This window comes from Bradyrhizobium sp. S3.12.5, assembly GCF_040548225.1.
Taxonomy (GTDB): Bacteria; Pseudomonadota; Alphaproteobacteria; order Rhizobiales; family Xanthobacteraceae; genus Bradyrhizobium; species Bradyrhizobium cytisi.
This window is the reverse complement of record NZ_JBEPRF010000049.1, coordinates 1-11,499: the sequence shown is the minus strand read 5'-3', so window position 1 is coordinate 11,499 and position 11,499 is coordinate 1. Positions and strand designations below refer to the sequence as shown.

The following is an 11,499-nucleotide window of genomic DNA, read 5'->3' as shown; positions in this document are numbered from 1 at the left end:
GAGGAGCAGGAGGTCATCTTCCGCCAGACCCACGAAGTGGGCCAGGTCGGCCTGTCCGACTTCACCGATATGGGCGAGCTTGGGGTCGCCATCGCTGGCGTGCCGCTCGATCATCGCCTCTATCACTTCCGGTTGGCCTATTGCGGGTTTGTACACGCCCATGTCGTGCTCGGTGGCGAGAGCTTCGTCGCATTGGCCGAAGCGCTGCAGAATGCCCTGTGGTCGCTCGGTGGGGCACCGCGGGAGCGTCATGCGTGATCCTCACTCACAAGGCATCGAAATTGATGTCCTAGGCGAGCGGCAGCTCCGGCGATAATTGATGGTATTGATTGCCCGGCGCATATGCGCCTTGCACGCTCGGATCCGGACCCGCGCCCGCCGCTGATCTCCGGCTCGGACGGGCCGTTAACGACGTTGGTATGCCGCAATCGGAGCCCGGCTCCGGCAAGTAGGTTTCGGCCTGGCGCAGATCATGACGATCGAAAGGGCCTGCGCAACAGTATCATGCAGTTGGAGCATAGCATCAGAAGTCGCATATCTCTTAATGTAGAGAATCAGCGAAGATCTCCTGCTCCACGCCCCCCGGTCTGCGCATTTTCGGCCAGGGCCAGAGAGATATAGTAGAGCCTCGCCTTGCCGCTCGATGACCAAGCGCCGCCGTGAACGATACCACCCCCGGCCTTACGGCTTCACGTACGTCTTGCATGCGGCGATAACGGCCGCCGTCCGTCAATGGACTAACCAGAGTGCGAGCAGATCGCGCGTCTGCCGATCGAGGTCGGTGGTCCGCGCGTTCACTAACAGCAGGCGCCGGTCGTTGATCAGCGCACGTAGCAGCGTCAGCCGCACGTTCATGCCGCGGACAATTCAGCGAGGGGCGCATGCGCCTTGCTCTCGAGGCGAGCGAACTTGGCAGTGAAAGGCGCGACCGGCTCTGCCCCGCGTGCGCTCATCCTGGAGTAGCGACGGAACACCAGCAGGTACTAGCGTAGGCGCTGCGCGACATGCATGACCGCAGTCGGGTGGCCGATAGCAGCGTCCAGACGCTCTCAACGCGAACATCGCCGGCGCATCGTCGTCGTCGGCAATTTCGATCTGGTCACCGCCGTTCAACGATCAACCATCCACTCAAGATGCTCCGGGTAGCGCCCGCCCTGCACCAATATCCTGGAAATGCGGGTGTTGATATTCTGAAGGTCGAGTGTCAGCTCAACACGAGCGGCTCCGACGTTCTCTTCGAGCCTATCAAGTTTCGTGGTGCCAGGAATCGGTACAATCCATGGTTTCTGGGCGAGCAGCCAGGCAAGCGCTACCTGCGCATGTGTCACTTTGTTACGACGTGCAATTTCCCCGATGAGATCGACTAGCGCTTGGTTTGCCTTGCGAGCTTCTGGAGTGAAGCGCGGGACGAGGTTGCGGAAGTCGCCATTGCCGAACCTCGTGTTCTCGTTGATGGCACCCGTGAGGAAGCCTCTGCCCAAGGGACTGAACGGCACGAACCCGATACCGAGCTCCTCCAGCATCGGTAATACCTCACGCTCGGGCTCCCGCCACCAGAGAGAATATTCGCTCTGTACGGCGGCGACCGGGTGAACAGCGTGCGCGCGCCGAATTGTCTGCACTCCAACCTCTGACAGCCCGAAGTGATTCACCTTGCCTTGTTGGATGAGGTCCTTCACTGCACCAGCAACCTCTTCGATCGGCACGTTCGGATCAACGCGGTGCTGATAAAAGAGATCGATCCGATCGGTCCTCAACCGGCTGAGTGACGCTTCTGCAACTTCCTTGATGTGCTTCGGTCGGCTATCGAGGCCTCTCTGTTGATTCGTGTTCGGGTCAATGTCGAAGCCGAACTTGGTGGCTATCACGACTTGATCGCGGAACGGAGCAAGCGCTTCGCCGACCAGTTCTTCGTTAGTGAACGGACCATAGATCTCCGCCGTATCGAAAAACGTGATGCCATGCTCGACGGCAGATCGGATAAGCGAAACGCCCGTTAGCCTATCGATTGTCGGACCATACCCGCCGCTCAGTCCCATGCAGCCGAGCCCAATCGCCGAGACTTCTAAGTTGCTCTTTCCGAGTCTGCGCTGCTGCACGTTTTTGCTCCGTTGCATGATCGATGTCAGCTCCGCCGCCGCCGTTGGTAGCCTCGACGGTCCAACCAGTCGATAGACTTGTCGTTCAACGATTCCTGTACGGCGATGCGCGTCATGGGCGTCGTCGAAGGTGGCGCCATGCAAGTACCTCTCACCGATGGAAACCAAACGATGTCACTGCCTGCGTAAAAACCACTGCAGCTCTGCCATGACATGAGCCTCAAATAGGCTCAAGCCCGAGTGCAGAACGAAAGCGATTTTTGATATAGACCCCGTCGCGAGGCGGCGGAACGCGCGGTGATGTGTTGGCTGCGATCTTAATCACAGCGAACTTCACACCACATCGGCTATCGAGCCTTTGGCGCAGATCGTCGATCCCAGCCAGATTGATGATTTTTCCGCTCCACGAGAAGCCGCAGGTTTTCGCGACTTTCTCGAGCGCAAGTCCGCGTCCGGTGTGGCTTTCCTGCCATCCGGTCTGGCCGAAGTAGCCGTTGTCGAGGACGGCGATGGTCAGATTGGCGGGGTTACGAATCGCGATGGTCGCAAGCGCTCCAAAGCCCATCAGCATATCCCCGTCGCCGGTGAGGACAAGTACCGAGTGATCAGGTCGGGCCGTCGCGAGCCCGAGACCGATCATCGCGGCGCTGCCCATGGCACCCCACAGGTAGTAGTTGTTATCATGGTCTCCCGCCGCCATGACGTCGAATGATGCCGAACCGATACCGCCTACTATCAGCAGCTTCTTCCGTCCAACAAGCAGCCGAGCTACCACCTCGCGGCGGTCGAGCGTACCATTCTGGATTACTTCACTCATTGCCTTTCCCCATCATTCGCTGTCCGAGCAGTACGGCGCACGCATGGTCCCCGTTGAATGCCATGGTGGCGGCGCCGTGCAGAAGCAGTGCGACATCCTTGGGACTGTCCGCGTGCCAGGTCATGACGTTCATTAGGTTCAGCGCCTTCTTGGTCGCCTGTCCCATGGGGGTCTGCCATGGATTTGACTCCGCCCAATCGCCGCGCATGGCGACGATCATCAGAAGCGGAAACCGCCCAGAGGACTGGAGCGCAAGCGTGTTGATGCAGTTGCCCACGCCGCTCGACTGCATGAGAAGCGCGCCGCGTTCGCCTCCCAGCCACGCTCCGGCCAGGTAGCCGATGCCTTCCTCCTCCGTCGTAAGGACCACGGCGTTGACCTCGCGGTCCGTCTCGGCTAGGCGGATTGTCGTGGAATGCGGGATATCCGGAACGTAGACGACGTGCTTGACGCCATGCTGCTTCAACACGCGGAACACATCTTCCTGCCAGCTTTCCTGCCCAGCTACTGATGCATGCATCTGCATTGCTCCTTTAGGTTGGGGCCCACTCGCTCGTGGCACCGAATCTCCCTGAAATTTACGAATACCTTACATGACGTTCGTGGGCGCTGCTCGGTGGCCTGGTGCAGATAACGATTGAACAATTTTGTAGCCCTCGAGATGGCCTCGGAGCCGAGCGTTTTGCGATCCCAGTTCAGGTAGGCCGTCCAACCTAGCCGCGGAATTTGGTCCAGCGCATCATAGGGTTCCGCTCCGGACCGATTCTCACACCCGGCCCGAAAGCGAATGCCCGTTGAGCCGAGTTCCGATCCAGGCAGTTCGTGGGCCGTGCACAGCTTGTACATGCGCGCGAAGGTCAATGATTGGCCGCCACCTGCGCCGTTCTTTAGCACGTCTATTTCGGCGACCACGTCTGTCCTGGCTCGCCGAAGCGCCGAGGCGAATGTGGTTCCGGATTGGCCGCCACCGACAGGAACGGTATGGTCGATGCCGTCGCGGTCGGGTGCCCAGTTCTGCGGATCGGCTCCTATTAATCGGAGCGTTTCGCAGGCGGCATTATCGGAATCGCACCTAGGCATGTTTCAAGCCCGCATTGCGCACCATGCTTGCAGTTGGCAGGAGCCTTCGCCAGGTGCATGTCTACATGCGTCAATGATTTACAAACCTTTGCGCCTCGGGCAAACTACCAAGGTTGGTAATTGATCGTGACAGAAGCACATAGACATTTTGACTAATGAGCATTGACCCGCAAGGAGTTCAGCTTAATGAGTCTGTTCTCGCCGACGGCCACGATCCGTGCGCTGAATTCTCAGCTCCAAAAATGCTGCCTGTTCGGGTCTGCCCAACAGCGACCTCTATTCTCCTCGCGCAAATGTTTGATCGGTTCGCTGGTCAATCAACTTTCCGCGCGTGCGGACGACGGTCACAAGCGGAAACCGCGGACACGGCTGCAGCGCCAGCGTGTTGATGCAGTTGCCTAAACCACTCGCCTGCATGAGAGGCGCGCCGCGTTCGCCTCCGAGTCACGCTCTGGCCACGCGGGCCACGAGGTTCATATCGAGGTCCCCTCGGCTGGGCGGATTATGGCGTAACACAGCGCCTCCAATTTTGCCAATCTCGCCGGCGTGCCGCGCAACGCGTCTGGATGCTTCGAGATAGATTCGCGAGGATGTTTCGAGCTTGTAGTGCGGCGCCATCGTCTCGACGGGGAGCTTTCGGCAAATCGAAGATATATGGCGCGCCTCAAAACCTCACCAACCTCGTTCGATATTGATGCGACCACCGTCCGGCGGCCGATCCTGGCGCTAGTCACGCCCACAAGGCACGCCGATAGCGACATTTTCGATTGTGATCGGGTTCGGCATCGAGCACCCAGTTCACGTGCTGGCTCATGATCGCCGTATGCAGGGCAATCAAGCGCCATCTGAGGATTCCGGCCCGGCCGGAAGCCGTGAGAGAACCCAGGAAGTCGGCCTCGTAGATGGCGCTCAACACCTCGGCCACCGCGCTTTGGACAATCTTGTCCTCTAGCGCCGGCACACCGAGAGGAACCGAGAGGCCGCTTACCGCCATCGGCTTTGGGGATGTGGACTCGCCGCACCGGCTGTGGCCGGTAGCGACCAGTGTGGACCCGTCTGCAGACGTCGCGGATGTTATCCGTGAGCCCCTCTTCGTACTTCGCCACCGTTACCCCATCGCCCCCCGCGCTGGCCTGCCGCTTTTGTCGTCGAAGCGCCCGAAGCAGAGCGTCCTCGTCGATGTCGTGCAGCAAGGCTGGGAGCCGGGTTTGGGCAGGATCCTTGGCTGCCGCGTTCACCCGCTCAAGGTTCGGCGGCAAGGCAACCCGGCTGTGTGTCCGGACCCTGGCTTTCTCGCGCGGACTCTTCACGACAGTGTTCCTTTGTTAGCACCGTGCGTCGGAAGCGGCACAGGATTTCTTAAACGAAAGGCAAAGCGCTCCTGCTCGGCACTATCCCCAAAGCCGATGGCGGTAAGCGGCCTCTCGGTTCCTCTCGGTGTGTCGGCGCTAGACCTGGGGGCTGATCTCATTCGATCGAACTCGGCGCGACGTCACAGATGGAAGATAGGCTTGACGCCGATCTTTGTACCGCGCCCACGTTGCAAGACGAATCGACAAAGAGCATGTAGCGGTCTGCGGTAATTTATCCGGCTTCAATTTAGGGCTCTCGCGCCGACCTCTACACCTTGGCGCATGTCAGCAAGCATGAACTCCTTGTGCTTGCTGCCACGCTATCCGGTCTCTTTTGCTCGCCTATTGCTCCTGGCGCCACTCCCTTGAAATCGCATTACCCGTCTAGGAGACGGCTACGGGCCGCGCGGAGCAGACCATCGCAAGCGATATTCAGGCAGGTGGCGCTTGCTACGAGGAAACGCACAATGGTTCCTCACGTCCAGTTTGTACTGGTCGGTGTCGCCAACACGGCTTTTCGCCATGCTGTGTTTGCGCTTTTTACCGTAACCAGCGTGAGGCCCCCACCTAGCCATCCTCGGCTAGCGCGCGATACAGCCTGGCATGAGCGGATCGGTGGAGGTGGAACGATGGCAAATGCCATGCTTGATGCCAGGCAGGAAGGCGATTCCTATCGTCGCTCGGGTGATCACCGGGGAACGCCGGCGGCGACGATGGACGGGCGAGGAGAAGGCCCAGATCGTGGCGGAGAGCTTTGAGGAGGGAGCGAACATTTCCGAGGTCGCGCGGCGCAATGGCGTTGCCCGCGGACTGCTCACGGCGTGGCGACGCCAGCGTTGCGGTGGTGGCCGGCAAGGCGCCGAGCTTCGTGCCGATCCAAAATTGGTGCCGAGAGCGGCGGCACAGCTGACGAGCGTATTTCGTCGGCACAGGCAAGGCCTTTGGAGATCAGCGCGCCGCCGACCAAGGCCTCCGGGTGGTCGAGATCGAGCTGACTGGGGCGCGCATCCGGGTCGAGCCAGGCGTGGAGCTGGCGACGCTTTCGACGGTGCTGGCGGCGCTTCGGGCATCCGGTGATTGCACTACGGTGAGACCTCAAGGTGGTGCTGGCGGCACAGCCGGTGGACTTTCGCAAGTCGGTGCATACGCTGCCCGCGAATTGGGCCTCGACCGGAAGACGGTTCGCCGAACGATCGCCCGCGGCCTGGAGCCTCCAGTGTACGGACCGCGCAAGCCGCGTTCGCGACTGATTGATCCGTTCGTGCCGTACTTGCGAGAGCGGGTCACGGCCTACCCCGGCCTGACCGGCCAGCGACTGTGGCGGGAGCTGCGCGAGCGCGGGTACGCCGGCGGCTATACCGCCATCACGGATTTGCTTCGTGAACTGCGGCCAACGCCATTGCCGGCATTCGAGGTTCGCTTCGAGACGCCGCCAGGAGACCAGGCTCAGGTCGACTTTGCTCACTTCCAGGTCGTCTTCACCGACGAGCCCTCGGTGACGCGGATCGTGTGGTTGTTCTCCTTCGTGCTCGGCCATAGCCGGTTGATCTGGGCCCGGTTCGTCCTCCACCAGGACATGCAGACGGTCCTGCGCTGTCACATGGCAGCCTTCAAGGCGATCGGCGGCGTTCCCATCCTCTACGACCGCATGAAGACGGCGGTGATCGGCGAAGGAGATGGCAGCATTGTCTATAATCGCGCGCTCATCGATTTTGCCCGGCATTACGGCTTCCAGCCCAAGGCCTGCCGCCCTTACCGGGCCAAGACCAAAGGCAAGGTCGAGCGGCCGTTCCGGTATATCCGCGAGGACTTCTTCCTCGCCCGCTCGTTCCGCAATCTCGACGATCTGAACGCCCTGCTGCGGCATTGGCACGATACGGTCGCTAATCCGCGCGTGCACGCCACCACCCAATGCGTGGTCAACGAAGCCTTTGCGGCGGAGAAGCCACACCTGGGCGCGTTGCCGCTCGCATCATTCCGCGCGGTGCTCAAATTGGAGCGGCGGGTCTCCCATGAAGGCATGGTGAGCGTCGGTGGCAATCTCTACAGCGTTCCCGATGCCACCCGGAAGCGAATCGTCGAGGTGCACACGCTCGCCAACGAGGTGCAGATCTTCGAAGACGGCACCCCGATCGCCACCCATCCGGTGCTCGATGGCCGCAGGCAGCGGCGGATCGCGCCGGGCCATCGCAAGATGCCACGCCTCACCGATCGCCGTCGCGACGAGCCGATCATGATCGTGAGCACCGGTGACACCGTCGCAACCCGACCACTCGACTTCTACCAGGCGGTCGGCCAGCGCATGGCGCATCGCGGAGAGCGCCCATGAGTTCCCTGGAAATCGTCCCCTCGGTCCTCGACCGCATTCGCAAGACCCTGGTCGGTCCGAAGATGCCCCGAGCGCTGGAGGTTCTTGATCAGGCGGCGCGTCACCCAGCGCGCTCGAGGTGATCGACACTCTGTTCGCCGAGGAATTGACCTTACGCGAGAACCGTCGCGTGAAGTTGGCGCTCAGGATGGCAAAGCTCTCGACCGTCAAGACGCTGGCCGGCTTCGACTTCTCCTTCCACGACAGAAACCGGATCCTGGCGCTCGCCCAGCTCGACTTCATCGAGCGCAATGAGGTCATTCACTTCCTGGGGCCGCCCGGCACCGGGAAGAGTCATCTCGCCACCGCGCTCGGGGTCGAGGCCGTGAAGGCCGGCCGCAGCGTCTACTTTGCAAGCCTTGCCGACATCGACAACGTTCTGGCCAAGGCCGAACGCGAAGGCCAGCTGCGCGAACGGATCCGGTTCCTGTGCCGGCCGTCGCTCCTGATCGTTGACAAGATCGGCTACCTGCCGGTCGTTCAAGGTGGCGGCAACCTGATCTTCCAACTCGTCAACGCGCGCTACGAGCGCGGGGCCATGATCCTGACCTCCAATCGTGGCTTTGCAGAATGGGGCGAGGTCGGCTGACCCTTGGTCAGCTGGTGTCCGGTGAGCAGACCACGCGCGAGATAATCGAATACGGTTTGCGGCGTAATTCCGAGTTCCTCGGCCACGCCTTGGATTGAGAAGCTGCCGTCGGGCCACCGCATGGGATTCGCGCCGACGCCGTTGATCTTGACGGTGGGAATGCCCCAGCGCGTCCGCAACAGCCAGACATTCTCACCTTTGAAGGCGCAGCCTCGGGCCGCGACAAAGCCTTCCCGATTGAGTATTGCGGCGATCTCCTTGTCCATTTTGCCGGCCCCGTTTAGCTCGGTGATCCGCTGCCGCAGCCGTTCGACGTCAATGTAGTCGCGGTAGGTGTGAACACGCCGCTGCAGGCTATGCTCGCTCGCTGCTCCCGTTTGCCAAATGATCTTGAGCCACACCTGACCTTGTGCCCGTTTCTGGTCGAGAACAACTTCGCGTAAGACAAAACGCAGGATGCGCTTTCGATCAGCCGCCGAGGTGGTGGGGGCCTGCCAAATCCGCGGTAGGTTCTCGCCCAACCGCTGCAGGGCTGCGCGCTCGGCAACGCCGATCACTAGCGGTTCTTGCGACTGCCAGCGTGCATGTTCTTGCTCAACAGCTTCGACAGCGCGCAGCTTCTCTTCCCAGGCGCGCTCGAGCGAGCGCGCAACGAGGCGATTCTCAGGCTCGACAGCGTCATATTGGCGACGCGCCCGCTCGGCCTCGTAGCGAGCACGCTCACGTCGCAACGTCCATTGTCGTTCAAGCTGCCGGCTCTCTTCCTCAAGCCGCCCAACTGCGGCAAGCGCAATTGCGATCTGATCCGGCGCCAGGGCCTCGAGGAGGACGCGCTCGATAAGCGTGTCGACCGGCAAAGCGCGGACTTCTTGACACAGCGCACTGCCTTGCTGGTCCCGATCGGACATGCAGCAATAGACAGGATAGTCACCATTCGGCCCGGTGTAGCGCAAGCTCATGCGACGTCTGCACCGGCCGCAGATCGCGATACCCTGCAGCAGAGCCGAGCCCTTGCGCGGCACGCCGGCGTGCCCGGTCTCGCACCGGTTGATGTTGCTTGCCATCGCCGCTGGTTGGCCATGAACTCCTCCCAGCCGATGTAACCAGGATGAGCGGCGTGGAGGCAAACCGCCCAGTCCGCGATCGCTACCTTGACCGTTCCCGTCAGCGATCCAGGCCGGCATCGGCTCGGATCCTTCTGGCGGCGGCCGTAAACATAAGCCCCAGCATAGGCCGGATTTTGAAGGATATTACAAATCCGCACGCTGTCGGCATCCCGCCAGACCACCTCGTGCGGGAACGGTCCGAGCAACGGCCGGACCGGCAGCAACAACCCGTTCCTGCGCAGGTAGCGCATCACGCCGCGTGCGCTTTGCAGCTCCCGGAATTTGGCGAAGACGAGATACAGACGCGCCCGCACTTCTCGTCGGGATTGAGGATGATGGCGCCCGCTCGGTCATAAGCGAGCCCCGCAGGAAGCGGCAGGCGCAGCTCGCCGCGTGCCGCTTTCTGCCGCTCGCCCTGATGCAGGCGCATACGGATTTGGTGGAGTTCTGCCTCGCTCATGATGCCGGACAAACCCAGCAGCAGGCGGTCGTGGTAGGCACGCGGGTCGTACAGACGTTCGCCATCAGCGATGAGCACGCCGAATACCGAGCAAAGTTCGAGCAACTGATGCCAGTCCCGATTGTTGCGGGCCAAACGCGACGCGTCGAGACCGACCACCAGGCCGGCGTTGCCGAGACCGATCTCGGCAATTAGCTTCTGGAAACCGTGACGGTCCACGCCGCCGGCGCCTGACTTACCAAGATCCTCGTCGATTACCTGCACGCGTTCATGGTGCCAGCCCAGACCGATGGCACGATCGACCAGCCGGTATTGCAGCTCGGTGCTCTCCTGATGCTGCCGCACCTGGTTGACGGACGACCGCCGCACGTAGACATAGGCGAGCTTGGCACGGTGTGCCGTCGTGAGCCGTTCGTCAGCGATGTTCGAGCTGATCAGCACGACCCACCCCCGTTCCGGGCGTGTCGGGTATCGCTTGCACTCGCCGTATCAGCGCGGCAAGGATTTGAGCAATCTGCGTTTGCGTCGCGGTCGACAGATTCGGCCACAGGCGCGGAACGCCGCCCACCGGACGGTCGGGTGGGTTTGCCAAAATCGGCAGCGGTCGATACGCAACGCGACCTGGAAGGGGTCGGGGGCCCATCGCGAATCACCTTCTCGTCGAGAAGGCTCAGATTCGCGCTCAAATGTTGCATCAATGGGATCAGCGTGCGCGCGCTGACGCGCGGCAGACTGGGATCCGGGCCTGGCGCCTCAGCGAGATTGGTCGACGCGATCCGGACCGACTTGCGCTTGAGCTGGGCGACCTTGAGGCCGGCGTCACGCCACCTGCGCCGGCCAACGACGACGCGCCTGCGGCGAAGTCGCCCGACAAGCCGCGCAAGAAGGCACTTCGCAATATGTCGGTGCGCTGCACCCCAAGCACCTGCCGCGTTGTGAGCAGGTGCTGGAGCCGGAGGCAACCGCGTGCCCGTGCTGCCAGGGCCACCTTCACAAGATTGGCGAGGACGTCAGCAAGGTGCTGGCGTGATCCCGGCGATGCTGCGGGTGCTGCGGACGGTCCGTCCCAAGTACGCCTGCCGCAGCTGCACCGATGGCGTGGTCCAGGCGAAGGTACAGCCGCGCCTGATTGAGCGCGGCATGGCATCGACGGCACTCGTGACCCACGTGGTGGTCTCGAAGTTCGCCTGCTATCTGCCGCTGTACCGGCAGGTGCAGATCCTGGCCGGCCAGGGCATCCAGCTTGACCGTGCGACACTCGCCGGCTGGGTGAAGCGTGCCGCCTGGTGGCTCAAGAGCGTCTATGAGCTGCAGCCGCGGATGATCCAGGCTGCGCCGCGAGTTCTGCGACGAGACGCCGATGCCGGTGCTCGATCCCGGACGACATCGCACCCGCATCTGCCAGTTCTGGGCGCATGCCATGGATGACCGGCCATGGGGCGGCCCCTCGCCGCCGGCAGTTGCCTACGTGTTCGCCGACGGCCGCGGTACGGAGGAGATCGCCGGACAATTGACGGGCTTTGCCGGTTAATGGTAAGCGTAGCTCTGCGGCCCTTTTGAATCGCGCTTGACGTCTATTTTGTTCGCGTGGCGCGTCGCCGCGGTTTCCATGTGTCGGACAACGCGTT

At 61.9% G+C, this 11,499-nt stretch carries 11 protein-coding genes and 3 pseudogenes; 6 read left to right on the top strand and 8 right to left on the bottom strand.

Annotated elements, in window-relative coordinates:
- A pseudogene (locus ABIC09_RS37120) lies at positions 1-246 on the top strand (IS21 family transposase); the annotation flags it as partial.
- 483 nt (positions 247-729) lie between these two features.
- Here ABIC09_RS37120 and ABIC09_RS37115 read toward each other — a convergent pair.
- The 5 genes from ABIC09_RS37115 to ABIC09_RS37095 all read right to left on the bottom strand — a co-directional run bounded on the left by ABIC09_RS37115 (position 730) and on the right by ABIC09_RS37095 (position 4,990).
- Positions 730-855 (bottom strand): hypothetical protein, encoded by a 126-nt coding sequence (locus ABIC09_RS37115; protein ID WP_354112398.1) that lies wholly within the window; start codon positions 853-855, stop codon positions 730-732.
- 254 nt (positions 856-1,109) lie between these two features.
- Positions 1,110-2,099: an aldo/keto reductase gene (locus tag ABIC09_RS37110; RefSeq protein ID WP_354112402.1), complete on the bottom strand. Its 990-nt coding sequence runs from the start codon at positions 2,097-2,099 to the stop codon at positions 1,110-1,112.
- Positions 2,100-2,319: 220 nt separating this feature from the next.
- Positions 2,320-2,916: a thiamine pyrophosphate-dependent enzyme gene (locus ABIC09_RS37105; protein WP_354112397.1), complete on the bottom strand. Its 597-nt coding sequence runs from the start codon at positions 2,914-2,916 to the stop codon at positions 2,320-2,322.
- Positions 2,909-3,436 (bottom strand): thiamine pyrophosphate-binding protein, encoded by a 528-nt coding sequence (locus ABIC09_RS37100; protein ID WP_354112396.1) that lies wholly within the window; start codon positions 3,434-3,436, stop codon positions 2,909-2,911. The genes ABIC09_RS37105 and ABIC09_RS37100 overlap by 8 nt, the downstream gene beginning before the upstream one ends.
- Positions 3,437-4,726: 1,290 nt before the next feature.
- Complete coding sequence (locus tag ABIC09_RS37095) at positions 4,727-4,990, bottom strand: RNA-dependent RNA polymerase family protein (RefSeq protein WP_354112395.1); 264 nt, start codon at positions 4,988-4,990, stop codon at positions 4,727-4,729.
- 961 nt (positions 4,991-5,951) lie between these two features.
- Between ABIC09_RS37095 and ABIC09_RS37525 the strand changes: the two genes are divergently transcribed.
- The 3 genes and pseudogenes from ABIC09_RS37525 to ABIC09_RS37080 all read left to right on the top strand — a co-directional run.
- A complete protein-coding gene (locus ABIC09_RS37525; RefSeq protein ID WP_502917739.1) occupies positions 5,952-6,425 on the top strand; it encodes a transposase in 474 nt (157 codons plus the stop codon).
- Positions 6,426-6,435: 10 nt separating this feature from the next.
- Positions 6,436-7,677, top strand: coding sequence for an IS21 family transposase (gene istA / locus ABIC09_RS37085; RefSeq protein WP_502917740.1), 1,242 nt, complete (start codon positions 6,436-6,438; stop codon positions 7,675-7,677).
- Positions 7,674-8,299, top strand: a pseudogene (locus ABIC09_RS37080) (ATP-binding protein); the annotation flags it as partial. The gene istA and the pseudogene ABIC09_RS37080, both read left to right, overlap by 4 nt.
- Here the strand turns inward: ABIC09_RS37080 and ABIC09_RS37075 are convergent.
- From ABIC09_RS37075 to ABIC09_RS37065, 3 genes are read right to left on the bottom strand one after another with little or no spacing between them, the layout of a single operon-like run.
- Positions 8,239-9,264: a hypothetical protein gene (locus ABIC09_RS37075; RefSeq protein WP_354112394.1), complete on the bottom strand. Its 1,026-nt coding sequence runs from the start codon at positions 9,262-9,264 to the stop codon at positions 8,239-8,241. The pseudogene ABIC09_RS37080 and the gene ABIC09_RS37075 overlap by 61 nt on opposite strands.
- Positions 9,261-9,662: a recombinase family protein gene (locus ABIC09_RS37070; RefSeq protein WP_354112400.1), complete on the bottom strand. Its 402-nt coding sequence runs from the start codon at positions 9,660-9,662 to the stop codon at positions 9,261-9,263. Before ABIC09_RS37070 ends, ABIC09_RS37075 begins: the two co-directional genes overlap by 4 nt.
- Positions 9,662-10,312: a recombinase family protein gene (locus ABIC09_RS37065; protein ID WP_354112393.1), complete on the bottom strand. Its 651-nt coding sequence runs from the start codon at positions 10,310-10,312 to the stop codon at positions 9,662-9,664. Before ABIC09_RS37065 ends, ABIC09_RS37070 begins: the two co-directional genes overlap by 1 nt.
- Positions 10,313-10,814: 502 nt before the next feature.
- On the opposite strand from ABIC09_RS37065, the gene ABIC09_RS37060 reads away from it, so the two are divergent.
- A complete protein-coding gene (locus ABIC09_RS37060) occupies positions 10,815-10,901 on the top strand; it encodes an IS66 family transposase zinc-finger binding domain-containing protein (protein ID WP_354112399.1) in 87 nt (28 codons plus the stop codon).
- 8 nt (positions 10,902-10,909) lie between these two features.
- A pseudogene (locus ABIC09_RS37055) lies at positions 10,910-11,402 on the top strand (transposase).
- The last annotated feature ends 97 nt before the right edge of the window (positions 11,403-11,499 follow it).

Bases quoted from the DNA above. Each gene is read 5' to 3' on its own strand.
- ABIC09_RS37115 (WP_354112398.1), bottom strand. From the start codon at position 855: ATGAACGTGCGGCTGACGCTGCTACGTGCGCTGATCAACGACCGGCGC.
- ABIC09_RS37105 (WP_354112397.1), bottom strand. From the start codon at position 2,916: ATGAGTGAAGTAATCCAGAATGGTACGCTCGACCGCCGCGAGGTGGTA.
- ABIC09_RS37100 (WP_354112396.1), bottom strand. From the start codon at position 3,436: ATGCATGCATCAGTAGCTGGGCAGGAAAGCTGGCAGGAAGATGTGTTC.
- ABIC09_RS37095 (WP_354112395.1), bottom strand. From the start codon at position 4,990: ATGGCGGTAAGCGGCCTCTCGGTTCCTCTCGGTGTGCCGGCGCTAGAG.
- ABIC09_RS37525 (WP_502917739.1), top strand. From the start codon at position 5,952: ATGAGCGGATCGGTGGAGGTGGAACGATGGCAAATGCCATGCTTGATG.
- ABIC09_RS37075 (WP_354112394.1), bottom strand. From the start codon at position 9,264: ATGAGCTTGCGCTACACCGGGCCGAATGGTGACTATCCTGTCTATTGC.
- ABIC09_RS37070 (WP_354112400.1), bottom strand. From the start codon at position 9,662: ATGCGCTACCTGCGCAGGAACGGGTTGTTGCTGCCGGTCCGGCCGTTG.